This is a genomic window from Plantactinospora sp. CA-294935, assembly GCF_050936445.1.
Taxonomy (GTDB): Bacteria; Actinomycetota; Actinomycetes; order Mycobacteriales; family Micromonosporaceae; genus Plantactinospora.
In genome coordinates this window covers 769,481-793,419 of record NZ_JBNJMU010000001.1, presented here as the reverse complement: position 1 = coordinate 793,419, position 23,939 = coordinate 769,481, and the positions used below count along the sequence as shown (strand labels likewise).

17 protein-coding genes are annotated in these 23,939 nt (G+C 73.5%); 11 read left to right on the top strand and 6 right to left on the bottom strand.

From position 1 onward, the window contains the following. Window positions 1–168 precede the first annotated feature (168 nt). The 7 genes from ACQEVC_RS03560 (at window position 169) to ACQEVC_RS03530 (ending at window position 10,674) form a co-directional block, all read left to right on the top strand. Window positions 169–1,242, top strand: a complete 1,074-nt coding sequence (locus ACQEVC_RS03560) for an ABC transporter ATP-binding protein (protein ID WP_432873299.1) — start codon at window positions 169–171, stop codon at window positions 1,240–1,242. Beyond that, entirely contained in the window at window positions 1,239–3,032 is a 1,794-nt protein-coding gene (locus ACQEVC_RS03555) for an ABC transporter permease (RefSeq protein WP_432873296.1), read from the top strand. Before ACQEVC_RS03560 ends, ACQEVC_RS03555 begins: the two co-directional genes overlap by 4 nt. Continuing rightward, window positions 3,020–3,862: a creatininase family protein gene (locus tag ACQEVC_RS03550; RefSeq protein ID WP_432873293.1), complete on the top strand. Its 843-nt coding sequence runs from the start codon at window positions 3,020–3,022 to the stop codon at window positions 3,860–3,862. Before ACQEVC_RS03555 ends, ACQEVC_RS03550 begins: the two co-directional genes overlap by 13 nt. Beyond that, on the top strand, window positions 3,859–4,812 hold the full coding sequence (locus ACQEVC_RS03545) for an amidohydrolase family protein (RefSeq protein WP_432873291.1): 954 nt from the start codon (window positions 3,859–3,861) through the stop codon (window positions 4,810–4,812). The genes ACQEVC_RS03550 and ACQEVC_RS03545 overlap by 4 nt, the downstream gene beginning before the upstream one ends. Window positions 4,813–4,883: 71 nt before the next feature. Further along, on the top strand, window positions 4,884–6,350 hold the full coding sequence (locus ACQEVC_RS03540; protein ID WP_432873288.1) for an argininosuccinate lyase: 1,467 nt from the start codon (window positions 4,884–4,886) through the stop codon (window positions 6,348–6,350). After that, the gene (locus ACQEVC_RS03535; RefSeq protein WP_432873285.1) at window positions 6,347–7,393 is read left to right on the top strand and encodes an ROK family protein; all 1,047 of its coding nucleotides are present in this window, start codon (window positions 6,347–6,349) and stop codon (window positions 7,391–7,393) included. Before ACQEVC_RS03540 ends, ACQEVC_RS03535 begins: the two co-directional genes overlap by 4 nt. A gap of 584 nt (window positions 7,394–7,977) precedes the next feature. Further along, window positions 7,978–10,674: a sugar-binding protein gene (locus ACQEVC_RS03530; RefSeq protein ID WP_432873282.1), complete on the top strand. Its 2,697-nt coding sequence runs from the start codon at window positions 7,978–7,980 to the stop codon at window positions 10,672–10,674. Window positions 10,675–10,695: 21 nt separating this feature from the next. Here the strand turns inward: ACQEVC_RS03530 and ACQEVC_RS03525 are convergent, their stop codons facing one another. Beyond that, window positions 10,696–14,502 carry a hypothetical protein gene (locus ACQEVC_RS03525; RefSeq protein ID WP_432873280.1) on the bottom strand — a complete coding sequence of 1,269 codons (3,807 nt, stop codon included), beginning with the start codon at window positions 14,500–14,502 and terminating at the stop codon, window positions 10,696–10,698. A 165-nt stretch (window positions 14,503–14,667) separates the two neighbouring features. Here ACQEVC_RS03525 and ACQEVC_RS03520 point away from each other — a divergent pair, with 165 nt between their 5' ends. Further along, complete coding sequence (locus ACQEVC_RS03520; RefSeq protein WP_432873278.1) at window positions 14,668–15,297, top strand: hypothetical protein; 630 nt, start codon at window positions 14,668–14,670, stop codon at window positions 15,295–15,297. A gap of 134 nt (window positions 15,298–15,431) precedes the next feature. Here ACQEVC_RS03520 and ACQEVC_RS03515 read toward each other — a convergent pair whose 3' ends face one another. The 3 genes from ACQEVC_RS03515 to ACQEVC_RS03505 all read right to left on the bottom strand — a co-directional run bounded on the left by ACQEVC_RS03515 (window position 15,432) and on the right by ACQEVC_RS03505 (window position 18,542). Beyond that, window positions 15,432–16,403, bottom strand: coding sequence for a phosphotransferase (locus ACQEVC_RS03515; protein WP_432873275.1), 972 nt, complete (start codon window positions 16,401–16,403; stop codon window positions 15,432–15,434). Continuing rightward, a complete protein-coding gene (glpK, locus tag ACQEVC_RS03510) occupies window positions 16,400–17,926 on the bottom strand; it encodes a glycerol kinase GlpK (RefSeq protein WP_432873272.1) in 1,527 nt (508 codons plus the stop codon). Before glpK ends, ACQEVC_RS03515 begins: the two co-directional genes overlap by 4 nt. Before the next feature lie 154 nt (window positions 17,927–18,080). After that, window positions 18,081–18,542, bottom strand: a complete 462-nt coding sequence (locus tag ACQEVC_RS03505) for an ATP-binding protein (RefSeq protein WP_432873270.1) — start codon at window positions 18,540–18,542, stop codon at window positions 18,081–18,083. A 143-nt stretch (window positions 18,543–18,685) separates the two neighbouring features. Here ACQEVC_RS03505 and macS point away from each other — a divergent pair, with 143 nt between their 5' ends. After that, a complete protein-coding gene (gene macS / locus ACQEVC_RS03500; RefSeq protein ID WP_432873267.1) occupies window positions 18,686–19,870 on the top strand; it encodes a MacS family sensor histidine kinase in 1,185 nt (394 codons plus the stop codon). Window positions 19,871–20,024: 154 nt separating this feature from the next. Next, window positions 20,025–20,657 (top strand): response regulator, encoded by a 633-nt coding sequence (locus ACQEVC_RS03495; RefSeq protein WP_432891001.1) that lies wholly within the window; start codon window positions 20,025–20,027, stop codon window positions 20,655–20,657. Window positions 20,658–20,729: 72 nt separating this feature from the next. On the opposite strand, the gene ACQEVC_RS03490 is transcribed toward ACQEVC_RS03495, so the two are convergent. After that, a complete protein-coding gene (locus ACQEVC_RS03490; protein ID WP_432873264.1) occupies window positions 20,730–21,296 on the bottom strand; it encodes a DUF5709 domain-containing protein in 567 nt (188 codons plus the stop codon). 373 nt (window positions 21,297–21,669) lie between these two features. On the opposite strand from ACQEVC_RS03490, the gene ACQEVC_RS03485 reads away from it, so the two are divergent. Further along, entirely contained in the window at window positions 21,670–22,869 is a 1,200-nt protein-coding gene (locus tag ACQEVC_RS03485) for a glycosyltransferase (RefSeq protein WP_432873263.1), read from the top strand. A gap of 95 nt (window positions 22,870–22,964) precedes the next feature. On the opposite strand, the gene ACQEVC_RS03480 is transcribed toward ACQEVC_RS03485, so the two are convergent. Then, complete coding sequence (locus ACQEVC_RS03480) at window positions 22,965–23,909, bottom strand: hypothetical protein (RefSeq protein WP_432890998.1); 945 nt, start codon at window positions 23,907–23,909, stop codon at window positions 22,965–22,967. Window positions 23,910–23,939 lie beyond the last annotated feature (30 nt).

Genomic DNA, 23,939 nt, shown 5'->3' with positions numbered 1-23,939 from the left:
GCCCACCTATCCGGGCCGGCACCACCAGGCTGGCGCGCCGGTCCGGGGGTCGAACCGGACCGGCGCGCCAGCCCCGCGGCCCGGCTGCCGCCGGCATCGCACCGACCGGCGGCAGCCGGGTCGACAAAGAGACGACGCGTCCCGGATCGGGCGCGGGGAAGGGAACTCATGATCGGTGTCACGCTGGAGTCGGTCAGCAAACGCTTCGCGGGTGCCGGCGACGCCGCAGCGGTCGACGATGTCGATCTCGGCGTCGACGCCGGCGAGTTCTTCACGCTGCTCGGGCCGAGCGGCTGCGGAAAGACCACCACACTGCGGATGATCGCCGGCTTCTACTTTCCCACCGCCGGCCGGATCCGGTTCGGCACCGAGGACGTCACCCGCAAGCCGCCGAACAAGCGGGACACCGGCATGGTGTTCCAGAACTACGCGCTCTTCCCGCACCTGTCGGTCGCGCAGAACGTGGGATACGGACTCAAGATCCGTAGGGTTCGCGGGGCGGACGCCCGCGCCCGGATCGCCGAGGCGCTCGACCAGGTGCACCTGACCGGGTACGGCGACCGCCGGATCGACCAGCTCTCCGGCGGCCAGCAGCAGCGGGTGGCGCTGGCCCGCGCCCTGGTGATCCGGCCGCGTACCCTGCTGCTGGACGAGCCACTGTCCAACCTGGACGCCAAGCTGCGCGAGGAGACCCGGACGGAGATCCGCCGCATCCAGCGGGACGCCGGCCTCACCTCGATCTACGTCACCCACGACCAGGCCGAGGCGATGGCCATGTCGGACCGGATCGCCGTGATGGAATCGGGCCGGGTCCGGCAGGTCGGCACGCCGCAGGAGATCTACCACCGCCCCGCCACCACCTTCGTCGCCCGGTTCATCGGCCGCAGCAACGTACTGTCGCTGCCGGTGCTGGCCGCCGCCGAGCAGACCGTCGAGGTACGGCTGCCCGACGGCACGACCCGTACGGTGGCGGCACCGCGGGAGCACGGACTGGCCGAGTCCGGCACCGCGCTGATCTCGATCCGGCCGGAGCACATCGGGCTCTGCGGGCCGGAGGAACCGGAGGCGCTGCCGGGGCTGATCACCGACCTGGAGTTCACCGGCATGGCGACCAACCTGACCGTGGACGCCTCGGGCCAGGAGTTGACCGTCGCCGCGGTGGACGTACCCGACGGGCTCGCCGTCGGCGACCGGATCGGGCTGCGGATGCCGGCCGCCCGGATGTGGGTGGTCCACCCGTGAGCGTTCCGACGACGACCGCCCCGCAGCCGTCCCGGACCGGCCCGCCCCGGCCGGCCGATCCGGTGCGGACCCGCCGGTCCCGGCTCGCCGGCCGGCTCCTCGGCGACGCGGGCGGCGGCTGGTTCCCGTACCTGCTGGTGTTGCCGCTGGTGCTGGTGCTCTGGGGCTACGTGGTACAGCCGATGCTGGCCACCTTCGCGCAGAGCGCGGACGGCGACGGGATCGACAACTACGCCGGTTTCCTCTCCGGTGCCGGCGTCGCCCGTAGCTCGCTGCTCACCTCGCTGGGCATCTCGGCCGGCAGCGTGCTGCTCTGCGGGGTGGTCGGGGTCGCGATGGCGTTCCTGCTCAAGCGGTTCGCCTTCCCCGGCCGCCGGCTGATCGAGGCGATCATCCTGGTCCCGGCGGCACTCCCACCGCTGATCGGCGCGATCTCGTTCCAGCTGCTCTACAGCGAGACCGGGATCCTGCCCCGGGGCCTGCAACAGCTCTTCGGTACGGAGAATCCGGTGCTGCCGTTCGACGGCATCGCCGGGGTGCTGGTGGTGCACACCTTCACCATGTACCCGTTCTTCTACCTGGCAGCCTCCGCCGCGCTCGCCGGGATGGACCCCTCGGTGGAGGAGGCCGCCTACAACCTGGGCGCCGGGCGGGTCCGGGTCTGGCGCACGGTGCTGCTGCCGATGCTCACCCCGGCGCTGGTCTCCGCCTCGCTGCTGGTCTTCATGACCTCGCTCGCCTCGTACACCGCGCCGCTGCTGTTCGGCGTCGACCGCACGATGACGATGCAGATCTACATCAACCGGACCAACGGCGACCTGCCGATGGCCTCCACCTACGCCTCGGTGCTCGGCGTCGTCTCGGTGCTCTTCCTGCTCGGCATGCGCTGGTACGAGGGGCGGCGCAGTTACCGGTCGCAGTCCAAGGGCGTCTCCGCGTACCGCCGGGAGATCCGTAACCCGGTCGGCCGGTGGCTCGCCCTGCTCGGCTCGCTGCTCGCCACGGTGGTGCTGCTGGCTCCGGTCGCCACGATCGCGGTGGTGGCGTTCTCGGTCGACGGCTCGTGGACCACCCAGGTGCTGCCCAGCGACTACACCATGGAGAACTTCGTCGACATCTTCACCGAGCCGCAGGCGTTCCAGCCGATCCTCAACTCGTTGCAGATGAGCCTGCTGGCCACCGCCGGGTGCGTCGTGGTCGGCGTGCTGATCGCGTACGCGGTGCGCCGGCTCCGCTTCGTCGGACGCGGCCTGCTCGACGTGGCGGTGATGCTCGCCTGGGCGCTGCCCGGCACGGTCGTGGCGATCAACCTGATCGCGGCGTTCAGCACCGGCAACGCGTTCAGCCTCGGACAGGTGCTGGTCGGCACGTTCTGGATCATGCCGTTGGCGTACTTCGTGCGGTTCCTGCCGCTGGTGTTCCGGTCCAGTTCGGCGGCGCTGGCCCAGCTCGACCCGTCGCTGGAGGAGGCGGCCCGCAACCTCGGCGCCTCCTGGCCCCGGGCGTTCGGGTCGATCACGCTCCGGCTGATGCTGCCCGGCGTACTGGCCGGCGCGCTGCTCGCCTTCGTGCACGGGGTCGGTGAGTTCGTCGCCTCGGTGCTGATCTACACCGCCAGCACCGCGCCGATCTCGGTGGCGATCAACAACCGGATGTACTCGTTCGAGATCGGTACGGCGGCGGCGTACGGGATGCTCCAGGTCGCGCTGATCTTCGTGGTGATGGTGGTCTCCGGCCGGCTCCAGGGCGGCGGCCGGGCGGCCCGGGAGGCGGCACGATGGACGAACTGATCCCGGCAGGCGACGCCCCGGACGAACCGGTCGGGGAGTGGCTGGCCGGTGCCGGACTGATCCCGATCGGCCGGGTGTCCGGCAGCCGGCTGCCGGCCGTCACGGCGGCGGCCGACTTCGCCGTACTCCCGGTCGGTGCCGTCGAGTGGCACGGCCCGCACCTGCCACTGGGCACCGACCTGATCCTGGCCGAGGGCTTCGCCGCCGAGCTTGCCGGCGGCACCCACCGCGGGGTGCTCTTCCCGGCGGTGCCCTACACCGCCTGCCCGGGCCAGACCCGACCCTGGCCGGGTACCGTCGCCATCCGCCCGGAGGTGGCCGTCGGCTACCTCTGCGACGTGCTGGAGGGAATCGTCGCCGCCGGCTTTGACCGGCTGCTGGTGGTCAACGGGCACGACGCCAACATGTCCACCGTCCGGGCGGCGATGGAGTGGGTCTCCGGCCGGCGCCGGTCCAGCCTGCTGCTGGTCAACTGGTTCCAGTTGGTCACCCCCGCCGAGACCACCGAGCTGTACGGCGACCGGCCGGCCCGGGGGCACGGCGGCGCGTACGAGACGTCCGGGGTGCTCGGCTTCGACCCTGCCTCGGTACGCCTGGACGCGGTCGACGACCTGCCGCCCCGGCCCAAGCTGTCGACCGGGCACCCGTACGTGCTGGTGGAGTCCCGGCCGGATCCCTGGGCGGGCTGGTCCGGGCACGTGTCGATGGCCACCGAGCCGATCGGCCGGCAGATCCGCGAATTGGCCGGTACCCGGTTGCGTGAGGTGGTCGACTCCTGGCTGGCCGCCCCGCTGCCCGGCCCGCCCGGCGCGACCGAGGAGGATTCGTGACGATCGGCCGGGGACTCGACATCGTCGACTTCCACCTGCATTTCCGGATCGGCGCCGACCAGACCGTACGGGCCGCCGAACACGCCGTCGGCATGCATCCCGGCGGCGAACGGGAGGCCGCGGTACGCGCCGCGGGCGCCGCCCCGTACGCGGCCCGGTGGCGCCGGGCGTGGTCGTTCCCGGAGCCGGAGCCGCCGGCCGAGCACTGGCCGGACGAGGCCGACCGGTGGGCGACCGAGCTGCGCGAACACGGGATCCGCCGGGCGGTCTTCCTCACCGGGGGCGGCAACGACGCGGTGGCCGACGTGGTCGACCGGCATCCCGACCGGTTCCTCGGGTTCGCCCACCACGACCCGTTCGCGCCCGGAGCCGCCGCCGAGCTGGAGCGGGCGGTCAGCGAACGCGGGCTGCGCGGCTGGAAGATCTTCGCTCCGCTGCTGCGGGGGCCGCTGGACGACCCGGCGCTCGATCCCGGCTGGGCGGCGGCGCAGCGGCTCGGGGTGCCGGTGCTGGTGCACGTCGGGCACTACGGCAGCGCGGGCGGCATGTCGTCCAGCCCGTACGACAGCCCGAACCACCTGGCCCGGGTGGCCCGGCGCTTTCCCGAGCTGGCCTTCGTGGTGCCGCACTTCGGGGTGCAGCACGTGCAGGAGCTGCTCTTCGCCGCCTGGGGCTGCGCCAACATCCACGTCGACACCTCCGGATCGAACCAGTGGGTGCGCTGGATGCCGTACAAGCTGACGCTGGAGGACCTGTTCCGGCGCTGCTACGAGACGATCGGGCCGGGCCGCATCGTCTTCGGCAGCGACTCGTCCTGGTTCCCGCGCGGCTACGTCAGCCGGTACCTCGACGACCAGTTGCGGATCTGCCGGGAGATGGGGATGCCGGACGCTGACCTGCGGGCGATCTTCGCCGGCAACGCGGAACGGCTGCTCGGCCTGACCGGCTGAGCGGCGTCGGGCCGCGCCTGCCGGAGCGCCACGCACGGCCTCCGGCGAAACGAACGGACACGAGGGACACCATGACGAGCAGACCGTCGCTGACCACCTACCAGCAGCACCACCTGCGGCCGACCTACGACCACCACGCGCCCTACCTGTTCGGGCCGATGGTGCAGGCCAGCCAGGCCCACGTGGTGATGCTGGTCGAGCAGGGCCTGATCCCGGCCGAACGGGGGGCCCGGCTGCTCCGCGGCCTGCGCGAGCTGGCGGCCGACACCGCCGCGCCGCCGCCGTTCGACGGCACTGTGGAGGACACCTACTTCCAGGTGGAGAAGCGTCTCGCCGAGGTGTGCGGGATACCCACCTCCGAACTCGACGTCCAGCTCGCCCGTAGCCGCAACGACCTGGACGCGGGCGTGTTCCGGATGGTGCTGCGGGGGCAGTTGCTCGGCGTACTGGACCGGCTGCTGGCCACCGGGCGCACCGCGCTGGACCGCGCCGACCGCTACGCCGACGTGCTGATCACCGGGTACACCCACCGCCGGCCGGCCCAGCCGACCACCATCGGGCATGTCCTGGCCGGGTACGCCGAGGCACTGGCCGGCGAGGCGACCGCCTACGCCGACCTGCTGGACCAGCTCAACCGCTCGCCGCTGGGCTCGTGCGCGTTCGCCGGTACCGATCTGGACATCTCCCCGGCCCGGGTGGCCGAACTGCTCGGCTTCGACGGTTTGATAACCAACTCGTACGAGGCGGTGGCCGGTGCCGACCACCTGGTCCAGGTGGCCACCCTCAACGCCCAGGCGCTGGCCACCGGGGCCCGGCTGGCCCGCACCCTGATGGACTGGCTCACCTGGCGCTGGGTGGCCACGCCGCTGGACTTCACCCAGGGCAGCAGCATCATGCCGCAGAAGCGCAATCCGGTGGTGCTGGAGCACCTCGTCTCGATGGCGGGCGCGGCGGCCGGCGACGCCGCCTCGGTGCTCAACAACGTGGGCGCGGCGTGGTGGGAGGACTCCAACAACGCGACCACCGACGTACAGGTCCGGCTCTGGGACAGCTGCGACCGTGCCGACCGGTTCTTCGCGCTGCTCGGCGGGTTCCTCGGCGAACTGGTGCCCGAGCAGCCGCCGACGCCGGCCGAGATCGTCGCGTCGGGGGCGACCACCACGGCCGCCGCCGACGCGCTGACCCGGCACGGCGTACCGTTCCGGGCCGCACACTCGGTGGTCGGCACCCTGGTGCGGGCCGGTACCCCGGACACCTGGACGGCCGAGCAGGTCCGGGCCGCGGCCGGCGCGGTGGGCCTCGCCGGTCCGCTCGACGACGCGGCGGTGGCGGATCTGATCGCCGCTGCCGTCCGCCCGGAGCTGACCATGGCCCGGGCCCAGGCGGACGGTCCCGGCACAGCGGCGGTACGGGCACAGACCCGGATCCTGCGGGACGGCTTCGACGCGGTCGGTGCCCGGGTGACGGGCCTGCGGGGCCGGCTCGCCGCCGCCGAGCGGGCCCTGGACGAGGCTGTGGACGGGCGGCTCGGGCAGTGACAGTACGGTCCCACCCGACCTCGTCCGAACAACGGCTCCCCGGGCCCGAGACCTCCGACGGCAGCCATCCCCGGCACGCTCCGGCGCCGCCCCACCCCGGTGTCGTCGACCTCGACGGCGTACGCCGGATGTCGGGTGCGGCGCCGGACGCCGTGGCGGCGTCGGGGCGGCTGCTCGGCATCGACTTCGGCGGCACCAAGATGGCCGTCGGGGTGGCCGACCACAGCGGTAGGTTGCTGGTCGCGAAGCGGGTCGCCACGCAGGCGGAGCGCGGTGCCCGGCAGGCGCTGGACCGGGCGCTGGAGCTGGCGGCGGAACTGCTCGCCCGGGCCGGTGGAGAGCTCACCGCGGCCGGGATCGCCTCGCCGGGAGTGATCCGGCCCGACGGCATCGACCTGGCCCCGAACGTACCCGGCTGGGAGGGGCTGCGGTTGGCCGACGCGGTCCGGGAACGGCTCGGCGTCGCGCAGGTGGCGGTGGCCAACGACCTGAACGCGGCGGCCCTGGCCGAGCTGCGCATCGGCCTGCTGCGGGACGCGGATCCCGGGTTGGTGGTCGGGCTCGGCACCGGCGTCGCGGCTGCGGTCACCACGCAGGGCACCGTCCTGTCCGGCCAGCGCGGGGCGGCCGGCGAGATCGGGTACGCCGTGACCGGCTGGTCCGGCCCGGAGTCCATGCTGGAGCGGGTCTTCTCCGGCGGCGCGCTGGACCGGCTGGCGGCGACGTTCGGTCTGACCGGCGGCGCGGCGGCGCTCTGTGCCGAGGCCGCCCGGCCCGGTCCGGCCCGGGAGGCCCTGCGGGCCCGGCTCGACGAGTTCGCCCGCCACCTGGTGACCTGCTGCCTGTTGATCGACCCGCGCCGGGTGGTGCTGGTCGGCGGGGTGGCCGGTAACCCGCTGGTCCGGGAACTGCTCGCCGAACGCCTCACCGAGGCGCTGCCGTACCGGCCGGAACTCGTGCTGTCCGGGTTTCCCGACGACGCGGCGCTGCTCGGTGCGGTGACGATGGCGGCCGAGCTGGTCTCCACTCCGGATCGGGGCTGATCCTCCGACCGCGGCTCAGGTGTGTCAGGAAGGGACCCGCCGATCCGGAAAGCGATGGCGGGCCCTTCCTGACGGGTGGGCGCGTGGCCGAGCGCGTACCTTCGTTCCTCGGGCAAATTAATTATGTCCGTAAGTCCTGCATTATTCATATCTGCGCCCGGCTCTGGTCGCCGATCGGAATACGTCGTACTCAGGGGCTCCGGCAAGGAGTTCGATGGCCATGTGGCGGGTCGCGGTCGGGCGTTCACTTGATTTCTTCTCAGAAGAAATAAAGGAGCGCCCAGAGGATTGACTCGCCCCAAGACGATCTTTAGCGTTACCCAGCGAAGGCCTTCCAGCGGGTACGGACGCCCCGTCCCGCTGCCCCCAACGCCGATCGTTCACCCAACGCAGACGTCCAGCGCCGCTGGTGTCTGAGCATCCGACGCCGCCACCCGATCCGTGGCGGACACCCGGTTGACCCACGTGTGAATCCGCGAACCGACGTACCCCGTCGGGGCTCCGCCGTCCGCGTGGCGCGCGTCGGCGGCAACACCGGTACGCCTGCGCCGACCTGCACAGATTCCCCAAGAGGAGGTATGCACATGAGATGGCGCGCCAAGATCGCAACAGCGGTTTGCGGTCTGGTATCACTCAGCCTGCTTGGCGCGGCTCCGGCCGCGGCCAAGTCCGACGACGCCGTCGACCTGGACGTCATGTTCATCGGGGCACACCCGGATGACGAAGCAGGCCAACTCGGCATGCTCGGATACTGGAACGAGTACCACGACATCGAGGCCGGGGTCATCACCATGACCCGCGGCGAGGGCGGCGGCAACGCCGTCGGCCTGGAGGAGGGTCCGCCGCTCGGGATCCTCCGCGAGGCCGAGGAGCGCCGCGCGACCGGCTGGGCGGGCATCGACCACATCTACAACCTCGACGCCGTCGACTTCTACTACACCGCCAGCGCCCCGCTCTCCGAGCAGATCTGGGGCTACCAGAGCGCGCTGTCGCGGATCGTGCGGGTACTCCGGACGACCCGGCCGGAGGTCATCATCACGATGAACCCCTCGGCCACCCAGGGCAACCACGGTAACCACCAGAAGGCGGCCATGCTCGCCGTCGAGGCGTTCTACGCCGCGGCGGACCCGAACGCGTTCCCGGAGCAGATCAGGCAGGAGGGCCTCAAGCCCTGGCGGGCCGCGCGGATCTTCCAGAGCGGCGGCGCCGGCTCGGGCGCCACCGGCCAGGCCTGCGAGACCGCCCCGTTCACCCCGTCCGACCCGACCAACGTCGTCTTCGGCACCTGGCAGGGCTACCGGTCGGCGCGGCACGACGACATGCGCTGGAACCAGCTCAACGTCCTGGCCCGACGCGAATACGTCAGCCAGGGCTGGGGCAACAGCGCCGACGCCGAGACCGACCCGGCCAGGATCGGCTGCAACCGGATCACGCTGATCGACAGCCGCACGCCGTACCCGGACCCGACGGCCGGCGGCACCGCGGCCCTCCAGGGCGCCACCATCAAGGCCAGGGGCGGCCTTCCGCTCGGTACCGAGCTGGACGTCCAGCCGGAACGCTGGGAGGTCCTCTCCGGACGTCCGTTCACGGTCGACGCGGTCGTCCGGGGCGCCGACCGGGCGATCCCCGGTGCCAGGGTGAGCCTGTCGGCCCCGGCCGGCTGGACCGTCAAGGGCAACGGCAACATCGGCACGGTCCCCACCCGCAAGACGAAGGTGGCGACGTTCACCGTCACCCCGCCGCAGGGGCTCGTCGCCGGTGACCGGTTCTCGCTCACGGCCACGATGACCAGCAAGAGGGACGGCAGCGGCAGCAACAGCGCGGTCGTCCGGGCCACCGCGCCGGTACGCGGCACCCTCGAACCGCTGCCCGAGATCGCCGACTTCCGGCAGTGGACCGAGAGCCACGACGTCAAGGCGCTGGACGCCCTGATCCCGTCGCTGTTGAGCCTGCCGAGCGGCGGTACCCGCCCGATCCGCGTCGACCTGACCAACTACAGCGACCAGGTGCAGTCCGGCTCGGTCCGGCTGACCCTCCCGGCCGGCTTCTCCGTCGCGGAGGCACAGCAGACCTACCAAGGGCTGCGGCCGGGGGCGCGCACGGCGGTCACCTTCACGGTCACCAACACGGACACGTCGCTGCCGACCGCCAACCGGGCACCGAACGACGGCGCCTACCCGGTCGGGATCGAGACCAGCTTCAACGGTGGCGACGCCGTCGAGAACGGGGCGCTGAACCTCGTCCCGGTCACCACGATTCCGAAGGCGGCGACCGCGCCGACGGTCGACGGCACCGCAGGCCCCGGGGAGTACACCGGGGAGACCATCGACATCTCGACCCGCTGGGAGGGACCCGCGGCACCGGCCTCGGACATCTCCGGCACCGCGCAGCTGACCTACACTGACGACGCCGTCTACGTCATGCTGAACGTCACCGACGACGTCCTCGGTTCGGTCCTGCCACCCGAGGACTGCAAGCGTCCCCGGCGCAACGACAACGTGGAGTTCGGCATCGACCCCCGGGGCAACTCCGGAAACACCTCGACCGTCTTCAACGTCGCGCTGTTCCCGACCACGAACGACCCCGAGCACGGCAACCCGCCGTGCTACGCCCGGGAGCGGGACAACCACCAGGGTCCCGGCCCCGAGACCGCGCCCGGCATGCAGGTCGCGTCGGTCGTCTCCGACCCGTACGACGGTTACCGGATCGAGGCGAAGATTCCGTTCGACGTCCTGCCGGACACCGTCGACCCGAACCGGATGGGCCTGGAGATCCTGGTCAACGACTCCGACACCCAGGACCTGTCGGGGCAGACCCGGGTCGGCTGGTCGACCTGGACCGGCGTCCGGGCCGACCCGTGGCGGTGGGGGATCGCCCGCCTCGACGGGTACCCGAGCCAGGACCCGGCACCGAAGGAGCCGATCTTCCCGGCGACGGCGGCGCTGAGCGTGGACTCGCCGCAGACCATCGCGCAGTCCAGCACGGACGGGGTCGCACCCGGCGGCTGGCGCGCCCTACCGGAGAACGCGGTACGGATCGAGCGGGTGAAGACCAGGGGCGGATCCGTCAGCGTGGACCTGCGTACCAGGCAGTCCGGCACCGTCCGGGTCTTCGTCTGGGACGGCGCGAAGGTCCTCGCCAGCACCAGCCGGGACCTCAGCTCGGGCAGGCACACCCTGGCGCTGCCGGTCGGCGTCGCGCCGCCGGCCGGATCGTCGGTGCTCGTCTCGTACCAGCACGGTGAGGCGACGACCGGGCTCGCGCACCGGCTGCCGCGCTGACCCGCTGCCGGGTGGGCCGGATCACGTATCCGGCCCACCCGGCCGCTCGCCGTCCAACAGGAACGTCCGCCGCTCGTCCGGGGTGAACGGCCTGGTGGCCCGGGTGGCCGCGGTACCGAGCAGCGTGTCGAGCGGACCGCAGACGTCACAACTCCAGATCCGTACCGAGCCGTCGGAGTGCACGGTGGCGACCCGTTCGCCGTCCGGGGCGAACGCGAAGCCGAGTGGCCCGGGGCCGAGGGTACGCAGGGTCACCGGCTCAGTGGCCCCACCGACCGCCCAGAGCTGGATCCCGGTCAGCTCCTCGCCACCGCCGAGGATCGCCAGGTGCCGCCCGTCGGGTGTGTAGCCGAGCCGCGTGGTGGCGGCGCCCTGGCCGGCGGAGGCGAGCACCACCCGGGCGGCCCCGCCGGTCGCCGGCCAGATCCGGATGGTGCTGTCCCGGCTCAGCCCGGCCACCGAACCGCCGTCGGGGCTGAACGACACCGAGCTGACCGGATCGGCACCGCCGTGCAGGGTGGCGACCCCCTCACCGGTGACGGTCCGGACCCGTACGCCGCCGTCCTCGGTGCCGGTCGCCACCCGGGAGCCGTCCGGGCTGAACGCCGCACCCGAGCCGGCCGGCGCCAGGTCGATGGCGACCGGTTGGCCGTCGAGCCGGTCCCAGAGCCGGATTCCGCCGCTGCCACTGGTCAACAGCCGCCGACCGTCCGGGCCGAACGTGACCCGGGTCGCCCGGCCGGCCTCGAAGGCGAGCAGTTGCCGACCGGACGGCCAGTCCCAGAGCCGCACCGTACCGGCCGCGTCGAGGCTGGCCAGCCGCCGCCCGTCCGGCGCGAACGCGACGTCCATGGTCATCCCGGCGTGCCCGGGCAGTACGACCGGGGCGGCGGGACCGGTGGCGAGGGCCGGGCCGGCCCGGTCGACCGGTACCGGCCAGATCCGGACCGTACCGTCGAAGATGCCCGCGCTGGCCAGGTGGCTGCCGTCCGGGCTGAACCGCGCGGCGTGCACCAGCCCGTCGTGCGGTTGCGCGATCGTCGGGTCGAACGGGCCGCCGATGTCCCAGCGCCGGACGGTGCCGTCCTGCCCCACGCTGACCAGCCGGCCGTCCGGGGTCAGTGCGACCGCGCAGACCGTACCGGCGTGCCCGCGCAGCGGCAGCGGGTCGAAGGCACCGGTCGGGTCCCAGATGGTGATCACGCCGTACGCGTTCTTGGTGACCAGCCGGCGTCCGTCCGGGCTGAACGCGGCGGGGAAGGCGCTGCGCAGCCGGCCGAGTACCGTCGGCTGGCCCCCGGCGGTCGGCCAGATCCGCAGTACGCCGCCGTCCTCGGTGGTGGCGTTGTCGACGCCGACGATCCGTTCGCCGTCCGGACTGAACAGCAGGCCGTCGGCGGTACCGGTGGAGTCGGCGAGCAGCGTCGGCGCCCGGCCCGGCTCGGCCGTCCGCCAGATCCTCGTCGGGGCGTCGCTGGTGGCGGCGGCCAACTGCCACCCGTCGGGTGACCAGGCCAGCGAGTGCACGGCGCCGCGCGCGGCGGGCAGCGGGCGGGCCCGGGGCGGGCCGGTCAACTCCCAGATCCGGACCACGCCGGCCCCGTCGCCGGTGGCCAGCCGCCGGCCGTCGGGGCTGAACGCGACGTCGCGGACCGGCTTGTGATGACCGGAGAGCAGCAGCGGGGCCCGGTCCGGGTCGGCGGTGTCCCAGAGCCGCACCGAGGCGGACTCGCCCGCGCTGGCGACCCGTCGACCGTCCGGGCTGATCGCCAGGGCGGTCAGCAGCTCCGGGCCCGGCTCGGCCAGCGTCACCGGTTGCCGGTCGGGTGCGGCCGGCTGCCAGAACTGCACGGACTTCCGCTCCCCGGCCGCGACGGCGTACCGGCCGTCCGGAGTGAGCGCGGCCTGCTTGACCGGCGCGGCGAAGACCTGCCGCCCCTCGATACCGCGCCAGCTCAGCGTCGCCTGCCGCAACACCGTCTCGGCCTCGGCGTCCGGCCGCACCTCGAAGGCCCGCCGGGCCAGCAGGAACGCCAGTTGCGGATCGCGGGACATCTGGGCCCGCGCCCCGGCGACCAGTTGCCGGTGTACGGCGAGATCCCGCTGCCCCCGCGCCTGCTGGGCCTGCACCACCGCCACCGAGGCCAGCACGGCCACCACCGAGACGACGGCCGCCAGCGCGGCCCCGAGTAGCCGTCGACGGCGGCGTCGACCGGCCGCCCAGCGGTCCTCGGCCCGCCGGCTGGCGTCGAGGTACTCCCGTTCCGTGCTGGTCAGGCTCTCCGGGTGCGCCTGCGCCCATGCCTGGGCCCGGGACAGTGCCAGCCCCCGGTAGAGCCCGCCCGGGTCTTGGCCGAGCGACCGCCACCCCGCCGCGGCCTGGGTGAGCTGCCGGTGCACGCGTACGCCGTCGAGGTCCTCCTCCAGCCAGCGGCGCAGCCGGGGCCAGGCGTCGAGCAGCGCCTCGTGGGCCAGCCGTACCGAGCGGTCGTCCAGGGTGACCAGTCGGGCGGCGGCGAGCCGTTCCAGTACGCCCGAGGTCAGCGCGTCCGTCTCGGCCAGTTCGGCCCGGTCCACCCGGCGGGCGGTCGGCAGCCCGGGCCGGTCCAGCGGTGCCGCCGGCTCGTCCCCGGTGCCGATCTCCACCATCCGGAGCAGTACGTGCCGGGCCGCCTGCCGCTGCCCGGGATCGAACTCCTGCCAGACCCGTTCGGCGGTCTGCGCCACCGCGCCGTCGATCCCGCCGGCCGCCTGGTAGCCGGCCAGGGTCACCGCGCTGCCCCGGCGCCGCCGCCACGCCTCCAGCAGCACGTGCGAGGCGACCGGCAGCGCACCGGCCCGACCGGCGACCTGGGCCACGATGGTGGAGACCAGGGCCCCCTCGACCATCGCCCCGGCCCGCTCGGCGGGGCGTACCACCGCGTCCCGGACCTGGGCGGCGGTCATCGGCCCGACCAGGACCTGGGCGTCGGCCAGCGCCGCCACCAGCTCGGGTAGCTCGGCGCAGTGACCGTAGAAGTCGGCGCGTACCCCGAGGACCACCCGCAGCCGGCTGTCCGGTGCGGCGACGGCGGCAAGCAGCGCGGCCACGAACCCGGCCCGGGCGCTGCCGTCCCGGCAGAGCGTGAATACCTCCTCGAACTGGTCGACCACCAGCCACAGGTCGGTCTCGGCGGGGGCGTCGGCCAGCAGTTGCCGGACCGTCAGGTGCAGCCGTGCCGGGTCGGCGGCGAGGTCGGCGCGGAGCGCACCGGCCGGGATCCGGAGCAGCCGGGCGAGCTGCACCGCCAGCTCGCCGAGCGGATCCGGCCCGGGGGTCAGCACCAGTACCGCCGGCCCTTCCTGGCGGAGCGTCACCGAGGGGACCAGCCCGGCCCGGAGTACCGAGGACTTGCCGCTGCCGGAGGCGCCGAACAGCGCCACGAACCGCCGGCCGGCGAGCCGCTGCCGCAGGTCGTCGACGACGTCCTCGCGGCCGAAGAACCACTCCGCCCGCTCCGGCCCGTACGCCAGCAGGCCCTGGTAGGGGGCGTCGTCGGGATGGGGCGGGCTGGGGGTCGGTGGCTCGTCCCGGGCGATCCGGCGCCAGCGGGCCTCCCACTCGGCCAGGTCACCGCCACACGCGGTCACGTACGCCAGGGTGACGGCGAGGGTCGGCAGCCGCCGCCCGCCGGCTGCCTCGGAGAGGGTGGTCGCGGAGAAGTGCGCCCGGCGGGCCAGTTCCCGGTAACCGGGGAGGCCGGCCTTCTCCCGCAGCAGGCGCAGCCCGGCGGCGAACTCCCGCACCTCCGGGGTTCCCGGCCCCAGTGCGCCCTCCGGTCGCGGCATGGTCCTTCCTCACCTTTACGTCGCTCGTCGTAGTCGGCCCGTCGGCTGTCCGGAGTTGATTGTCCGGGTCGGCGGGCCGAAGCCGGACAACGAGTCGGCGACTAGACATCTCCTCAACAGGGGTGCGACAGGCGCCTCACCAGCCAGATCACGAGGTGATCAGTAATGCGATCCACACTTCTCCGCAGCCCGCTCCGCCTGCGCAGTCCGCTCCGCCAGCTCTTCGTGCGGTCGCCGGGTGCGGCGGCCGGCGGGACGCCCGGGCGGTCGGGCCGGCGGATCGGGGCGGCGGCGGTCCTGCTCGGACTGACCGTGGCCCTGCTCGCCGGGACGGCGTCGCCGGCCAGCGCCGCGATCATCACCGTCCAGGACGGTTTCGAGGGAAACCAGGCGGCGAACTGGAGCTTCACCCACGTCGGCGACGGCACCGGTGGGATCAGTTCGCTCCAGACCCACAACGGGGTCAAGGACGGCTTCATCTCGATGCGCAGCGCCGGCTTCTCCTCGGTCGGCCGGCGGGTCTTCCTGCCGCCGACCACGAGCTGCACGGCGGGCATCTGGGTCAACCCGGTGCTGGCCACCCAGCAGATCAACTTCGAGATCATCGAGCCGAACAGCTTCACGTACGTGGCGCTGAAGACGGTGGTGCTGGGCGGGGCCGCGCCGTACACCTTCGTCTCCACCTCGTGGAACCACGGTCCGACGGACATCCTGGTCCGGGTCTCGCTGATCGGCGTCAACGGGGTGCAGTTGGGCACCTGGGTCGACGACCTGGGCATCCTCTGCCACACCTGATTCGGTGACGTCCGACGAACGCGGGTGCCGTCCCTGCCGGGGGCGGCACCCGCCGTCGGTCGACTGTCGAACTGCCCCGTCCGTGCGCCCGGTCGGCCTGCTCCGTCCGTGCGCCCGGTCGGCTCGCCGTGTGGTCAGCCCGGTATCCCGTCCGCGACCCAGCGCCGGATCTGGGCTGCGGCCCGGTCGGCGACGGGGTTACCGGCAGGGCGGGTCACCAGGTCGCTGAGCGCGAACATGTCCAGGACCCGGCCCAGGTACGCCCAGTCGTCCGGCAGCGGCAGGTCGGCCGGCTGGTGACCGGCGAAACCGGCCCGGAAGCCGTCGACGAACTCGGCCGGATAGTCGGGGCCGAACCGCAGCATGTTGGCGGCGTCGGCGTACGGGCAGCCGGCGTAGCCGAACTCCCAGTCCAGTACGGCCGCCACCCGCCAGCCCTCACCGTCGACGCTGACCAGGATGTTCTTCGGGTTGATGTCGGCGTGCACCAGCCGGGCGTGCGGGTCGACCCGGGCCAGTGCCGGAGCGTGCTCCGCGCAGAGCTTCACCCAGTCATCCCGGGTGGCCTGGTCGAGCCGATCCGCCTGAACCGCGTCCATGCAACTCGCCGCGACCTCGGGCAACTGCACCGACCACGGGGATTCGCCGCGTACCGTGAGCTGCCCGTCGGCGAAGAACCCCGGCCGGTCGTACGTCACCGCGCCGATGCCGGCGACCACCCGGCCCACCTCGGCGCCGAGGTCGCCCAGTGGTGGTCCGGCCGACCCGTCGACGGCGAGCACCTGCTCCAGCGGGGTGCCCGAGACGTACTCGATCACCATCGCGGGGCGGACGGCCGGCTCCCCACCGGCGGCAGCTACGACGAGCAGCACCTCGGGTACCGGGACGTGCCGGCGGGCCGTCGCCATCACCGCCGCCTCGACGGCCGGGTCCGGTCCGCCCAACCGGACCACGACCTGGCCGTCGGAGAGGGTGACCAGGCAGGTCTCGTGGGAGAACCCGCCGGCCAGCCGGCGGGTGGCCAGCACCCTGCTGCCCAGCGCCTCGGCGATCGTGTGGATCTCGTCCCAGGTCTGTCGACGAAGGCTGAGCTTCCGCGCCGTCACTCGTCCTCGACCCAGTCCAGGGTGCGGGCCACCGCCTTGCGCCAGTTGCGCAGCTCGCGCTCCCGGTGCGCCGGGTTCATCGCCGGCGTCCAGTCGGCGTCCTGGCGCCACTGGTCACGCAGCGTCGCCAGGTCCGGCCAGAAGCCGACCGCCAGGCCGGCGGCGTACGCGGCACCGAGGCAGGTGGTCTCACTGACCTTCGGGCGGACCACCGGTACGTCGAGCACGTCGGCGAGGAACTGCATCAGCAGGTTGTTGGCGGTCATCCCGCCGTCGACCCGGAGCCGGCGCAGCGCCACGTCCGAGTCGGCGTTCATCGCGTCGACCACCTCGCGGGTCTGCCAGGCGCTCGCCTCCAGCACGGCCCGGGCGAGGTGGCCCTTGGTGACGTAGCCGGTCAGGCCGGCGATGACACCCCGGGCGTCGCTGCGCCAGTGTGGCGCGAACAGCCCGGAGAACGCCGGTACGACGTAGCAGCCGCCGTTGTCCTGCACGGTCCGGGCCAGTTCCTCGATCTCCGGCGCGCTGGAGATCAGTCCGAGGTTGTCCCGCAGCCACTGCACCAGTGACCCGGTGACCGCGATCGCCCCCTCCAGGGCGTACGTCGCCGGCTGGTCCCCGATCCGGTAGCCGACCGTGCTGAGCAGCCCGTGTCGGGAGGTCACCGGGCTCTCGCCGGTGTTGAGCAGCAGGAAGCTGCCGGTGCCGTACGTGCACTTGGCCTCGCCGGGGTGGAAGCAGGTCTGCCCGAACAGTGCCGCCTGCTGGTCGCCGAGTGCGCTGGCCACCGGCACCCCGGCCAGCGGCCCGGCGCCCGACCCGCCGTCGGCGGTGCCGGAGAGGCCGTCCGCGGTGCCGTAGACCTCCGCCGACGAGCGGATCTCCGGCAGCATCCCGGCCGGTACGCCGAGCACGTCGAGGATCTCCGGATCCCAGTCGAGGGTCCGCAGGTCCATCAGCAGCGTCCGGCTGGCGTTGGTCACGTCGGTGACGTGCCGCCCGGTCAGCTTCCAGATCAGCCAACTGTCCATCGTGCCGAAGAGCACCTCGCCCCGGGCGGCCCGGTCCCGCAGGCCGTCGACGTTGTCGAGCAGCCAGCGCAGCTTCGGCCCGGAGAAGTAGGTGGCCAGCGGCAGGCCGGTGCGGTCCCGGAAGCGCTGCTCGCCGTACTCGGCGTCGAGCCGGCGCAGCAGCGGCGCGGTGCGGGTGTCCTGCCAGACGATGGCGTGGTGCACCGGCCGACCGGTGACCCGGTCCCAGACCACCGTGGTCTCCCGCTGGTTGGTGATGCCGATCGCGGCGAGCCGGTCGGCGCCGATCCCCGCCTCGGCCAGCGCCTCCGGCACCACCTGGCAGACGGCGGCCCAGATCTCCTCGGGGTCGTGCTCGACCCAGCCCGGGCGGGGAAAGATCTGTCGGTGCTCCCGCTGGGCCATCGACACGATGCCGCCCTCGGCGTCGAAGACGATGCAGCGGGACGAGGTGGTGCCCTGATCGATCGCGGCGACGAACTGACCGGTCATGCGCAGACCGTACCCGCCGCCGGAGCCGCCGTCACCCGGCCCCGGAGCCGCCGTCACGCGTCGCTGGAGCCGCCGTCATGCGCCCGCCGGAGCCGGCGCCAGCCGGCCGTGCCATCGCCCGCGCCGGAGCTGGCCCCACCTGCGGGAGGCGGAGTCACCCCGTCGGCTGCGCGGGGCCGGCGGCGCTCAGGTTGGCGCTGATCCGCACGGTGGTGCCCTCCGGGCTGCTGCGGACCAGCATCTCGTCGCTGAGCTGCCGGGCCAGCCAGAGTCCCCAGCCGCCGGCGATCTCCGGGATAGGCCGCCGCCGGTCGTCGAGCCGGTCGGCCCCGATGCCGGCCCCGGTGTCGGAGACGAGGCAGTGCAGAACCGCTCCGGTACGCCACAGCCGCAGCCAGCCCCGGCCGCCGCCGTGCCGTACCGCGTTGGTCATCAGTTCGTTGATGGCGAGCACGAAGTCGTCCAACCGCGGGCCGTCCAGACCGGCCGCCTCGACGCAGCCGGCGACAGCGTGTCGGATCTCGGTCACCCGGTCGCCGTCGAAGGTCTCGGCGAGTAGTGGCGGAGATCCGCCGGACGCGACAGCGGTGGGCGCGAGGGGATCTATGTCGCTCATGGCCGTCCCACCGCTGGTCGTCGAGTCCTTTCGTGGCTTTCCCACCCTACGTCAGGGTATGTAGCTGCGCATCCGGGCGCCGAGGTCGGCGCGGTCGGGTGTGCGGGGTCGTCCCGCCGGGGAGGCTGTGCGATGGTCGGTTCGTGCCGGACTCGTCGAGCGACGCGCCGGGCGGCCGCCGCCGCGACCCCCCGGGCAGCCTCCAGGCGCCGCTGTGGCGGTCCATCGCCGTCTACCGGTTTGCCGCCCTGGCGTACGTGGCGGTGCTGGCGGTACGGAACCTGAACGACTACACCCATCCGGTGTCGGGTGCGGTGCTGCTGCTGGCGATGACCGGCTGGACGGTGTTCAGCGGCTACGCGTACGCCGATCCGGTCTGGCGGCGCTGGCCGCTGCTCCTGGCCGACCTGGCCGTGGTGCTGGCGGTGGTGGTCGCCGCTCCCCTGGTGGTCGGCCGGGACGTCATGAACGACGGCGGGATACCCCCGCCCAGCGTCGCCTGGCTGGCCGGGCCGGTACTCGCCTGGGCGGTCTCCGGCGGCCGGCGGCGCGGCGTGGTGGCGGCACTGGTGATCGGCGGTACCGACCTGGTGGCCCGGGAGCGGTTCGCCCAGGCGTCGCTGACCGGCGCCGCGCTGATGCTGCTCGCCGGGATCGCGGTCGGGCACGTCGTCCGGCTCGCGGTGATCGCGGAGGAGCGGTTGCAGCAGGCCGTCGAGTTGGAGGCGGCGACCCGGGAGCGGGAGCGGCTGGCCCGGGGGATCCACGACTCCGTTCTCCAGGTGCTGGCCCTGGTCCAGCGCCGGGGCGCACACCTCGACGGCGAGGCCGGTGAGCTGGCCCGACTCGCCGGCGAGCAGGAGGTGGCGCTGCGGTCGCTGATCGCGAGCCGGGCACCGAACGGGCTGGACCGGCAGGAGGTCGACCTGCGCTCGCTGCTCGGCCGGTACGCCTCGGCCACGGTCTCGATCGCCGCCCCGGCGACGCCGGTGCCGCTGCCCGCCGGGGTCGCCGGCGAGCTCGCGGCGGCGGTGGGCGCGGCGCTGGACAACGTGGCCCGGCACGGCGGCGGGCGGGGCTGGGTGCTGGTCGAGGACGACCGGGCGGCGGTCACCGTCTCGGTCCGCGACGACGGGCCCGGGATCCCGCCAGGGCGGCTCGACGAGGCGGCCGGTCAGGGGCGGCTCGGCGTGGTCCAGTCGATCGAGGGGCGGATCGTCGACCTCGGCGGCACGGTCCGGATCAGCTCCGCCCCGGGCGAGGGGACCGAGGTCGAGTTGCGGGTACCCCGTGGCCCCGCGATCCCGGAGCAGCGCACGGACCGGTGACCGTACGGCCGGACGGCCCCCGAGCAGCGCACGGACCGGTGACCGTACGGCCGGACGGTCCCGGGTCGGTGGACGGATTCGTGACCGTGCGGAGAGGTCGGGCTCGTCTAGGCTCCCCGGTGTGACCGACGAGGGCGTGCCGGCAGTCCGGGTGATGGTGGTCGACGACCATCCGATGTGGAGGGAAGGGGTGGCCCGCGACCTCACCGAGGCCGGCTACCACGTCGTCGCCACCACCGGTGAGGGGAGGCAGGCGGTCCGGGTCGCCCCGGCCACCCGGCCCGACGTCGTCGTACTCGACCTGCAACTGCCGGACGTCTCCGGCGTCGAGGTACTCCGGGCCCTGCTGGCCGAACTGCCCGGGGTGCGGGTGCTGATGCTCTCGGCCAGCGGCGAACAGCAGGACGTGCTCGACGCGGTGAAGGCCGGGGCCACCGGTTATCTCCTCAAGTCGGCCGGGCCGGCGGAGTTCCTGGACGCGGTCCGGCGTACCGCCGCAGGGGACGCGGTCTTCACGCCGGGGCTGGCCGGCCTGGTGCTCGGGGAGTACCGGCGGATCGCCGCCGCGCCGACACCCCCCGGCGACGACCTGCCCCGGCTGACCGACCGGGAGACCGAGGTGCTCCGGCTGGTCGCCAAGGGGTTGTCCTACAAGCGGATCGCCGACCGGCTCGGTTTGTCGCACCGTACGGTGCAGAACCACGTGCAGAACACGCTCGGCAAGCTGCAACTGCACAACCGGGTCGAACTCACCCGCTACGCCATCGAGCAGGGGCTCGACGACTGATCCGCGGGGGGAGGCCGGGCACGGCGGCACCCTGCGCCGGGTCGCCGACGAAGCTCCGCGCGGGAGGCCGGGTCACGGCGGCGGCTGCGTCTCGTTGATCGCCAACTCCTCGGCGCTCGCGCCGCCGCCCGCCGCACCCCGGTCGAAGGCGACGGAGTCGGTCTCGTCGTCGTCCCGGGCACCCTCGTCCGGTTCCACCAGCCGGCCGACCGGACCGCCGCCCGGCGCGTCGCCGAGGTTGCCGTGGTCGTAGATCGAGACCGCAGAGTGCGGGTCGGAGGTGGGACCGGGGTCCATCACGTCCGCGTCGAGCTGTGCCTCTGCCGCGGCCTCGTCACTGTCCGCCTCGCCGGAGATCGCCTGGTCGACCGGGCCGGCTCGCGGATCGTCGACCGGCAGTTCGGGTTGCTCCTGGGCGAGCTTGTAGTCCAGCGGCTCGCCGTCGGCCTGCTCCTCGGCGGTGTTGCCGTACCGGTCCAGCGCCAGCGGCCGGTCGGTCGGAAGCGCGGCGGGATCCCAGCCGTCCGCCTCTCGACCGGTCGCGACGTCGTCACCGGCCGTCGAGTCGTCGTCGGCGGTGCCGGGCAGGCCCTCCGCCTCCGGGTCGGACACGGGCGTCGGAAACTCGTCATCGCGCATGACAGATCACTACCCGCTCCCGGGGTAACCGTAACCGGGCGAAGGTGGACCGGGCGGGCCGCAGCGCATCCGGTCGGACCCTGTTCCGGTCGGACCCTGTTCCGGTCGAACCCTGATCCGGTCGGACCTGATCCGTTGGAATCGCCCACTTCGCGGTCGGTCGGCCCGATGCGGAATAGGTGGCGGCGAAACGGGAAGGACGGCGACGGCGCGGTCGGTGACCGGCTCCCGCGACGCCGGCCGTCGGCGACGGGTGGCCGGGCCGGTGGGGTCGGCGGACCGGTTTGCCAGGTTTCCGCTCGGTCCGCCGTGGTTAATGGGAGCCTCTGATCGAACGGCCCTAGCCCGCCCTAGCCGTCGCTGGAGGTGACCCATGCGCGTTGGCCTCGTCTGCGCACACGCCGGCCCGCCGCAGGAGCGTCGCGGCCAGTTCGCCGGCACGCACCAGCACGTGGCCCGGGTGGCCGCCGAGCTGACCGGACGGGGCCACGACGTGCGGGTGTACGAGCGGCTCGACGACCCTGACGCGCCGCCGACCACCGAGATCGGCGGGTACCGGGTGGAACGGGTGCCGGTGGGTCCGTCCCGGCGTACCGCCACCGGCGAACTGGTGCCGCACGTGCCGGAACTCGGCCGCTGGCTGACCGATCGCTGGGCCGGGGACTGGGCCCCCGAGGTGGTGCACGGGCACTTCTGGATCGGCGGGCTGGCGGCGGCGAGCGCTGTTCGGGACACCGTCATCCCGGTCGTGCAGACCTTCCACTCGCTCGGCGTCGAGCAGCTCCGCCACCTCGGCGAGGCGTACCGCGGGCCGGGCGAGCGGATTCCGCTGGAGCTGGCGCTGACCCGGGCGGTCGACATGGCGGTGGCGCAGTGCACCGACGAGGTCGACGAGCTGACCCGGATGGGCTTGCAGCGCGCCTCCGTGGTGGTGGTGCCGGCGGGCGTGGACACCGCACTGTTCGCCCCGGAGGGCGAGGCGGTGTCCCGGGACCGTCGACCGCGCATCCTGGCCGCCGGCGGTCTGGAGCCGGGACACGGGCAGGAGGACCTGATCCGGGCGTTGCGGCTGGTCGGGGACGTCGAGCTGGTCATCGCCGGCGGCCCGCCCGCTGACAAGCTGGGCAACCACGCCGAGGCCCGCCGGCTGCGGGAGGTCGCCGAGCAGAGCGGGGTCGCCGACCAGATCAGGCTGGTCGGCTCGGTGCCGCACGACCAGATGCCCGCCTGGTACCGCTCCGCCGACCTGGTGGCCTGCACTCCCCGGTACGCCTCCGCCGGCCGCATCCCGCTGGAGGCGATGGCCTGCGGGGTGCCGGTGGTGGGCTACTCGATGGGCGGCATCGTGGACACCGTGGTCGACGAGGTCACCGGCCGGCTCGTCCCGCCCGGCGACGTACGCGGGCTGGGCGTGACGCTGCGCCGGCTGCTTGCCGCCGACGCGGAGCGGTTCGCGTACGGGCATGCGGCGGTGGACCGGGTGCGGTGCAGCTACACCTGGGACCGTACGGCCGGCGCGCTGGAGCGCCTCTACGAGCGGGTGGTACGCCGCCGCCAGCCCGCCCCGAGCTGACCGACCGTCGCCGCTGGCCGATCGGGCCGGAGCGTCGCCGCTGGCCGACCGGGCCGGAGCGTCGCCGCTGGTTGGGCCGCCCGGCGGGCCGGTGGTCAGCGTCGGGGGACCGGTGCGATCGAGGTGGACCGGCGCCGGCTGGGCGTGGTCGACCTCGGCAGTCGTGCGGCGGGACGGGCCGGCAGCGCGGCCGGGGACCGTGCGGGCAGTTCCCGCCCCCGCTGGTCGGGCAGCAGGGTGTGCTGGTGCTGCGGCTCGGCGTACCGGGTCAGGCCGAGCACCGCGACCAGGGTGATCAGGAAGCCGACCCCGGCCAGCCACTCCCGGCCCGGCCAGATCCGGTCACCGAGCAGCAGCAGCCCGACGATCGCCGCCGGTACCGCCCCGGCGGCGTCCATCGCGGCCACCGCCGCGGTGGTCGAGCCGCGCTGCATCGCCAGGCCGAGCAGCAACTGGCCGACGATCGAGTGCACGATCAGCAGGTAGAGCAGGGGATCCCGGAGGAAGGCGTCGAACGAGTGCACCGAGGCGAGCGGCCGGGCAGCGACTGCGGCGGCCGAGAACGCCAATCCGGCCAGCGCACCGAGCGCCACCGAACCCGGCACGCCGTGCAGGCGTACGGCGGGAAAACCGAGCGCGCCGATCACGGCGAGCGCGGCGACCAGGGCGACCACCCCGGCGGTGCCGAGCTGCCGGGACGGCGCCGGTTTCGCGGCCAGCACCAGTGCGGTGATCCCGGCCAGCAGGAGTACCAGCAGCAGGACCTCGGCGGCCGGCAGCCGCCACTTGAGCACCAGCACCCCGAGCAGGGCGGTGACGCCGAGCCCGGCCGCCACGCTCGCCTGGACCAGGAAGAGCGGCAGGTCGCGCCGGGCCAGGAAGGCGAGGACGAAGCCGAGCATCTGGCAGGTCAGCCCGACGAGATAGCTGCGGTGCCCGACCAGCCGCAGCAGCAGCCCGGGGTCGAAGGTGTGGTGCAGGGTCGTCCGGGTCGCGGCCACCGACTGGAGCAGGTTGGCCACGCCGTACGCGACGATCATGGCCGCGAGGAAGCACCAACCGGTGGACAC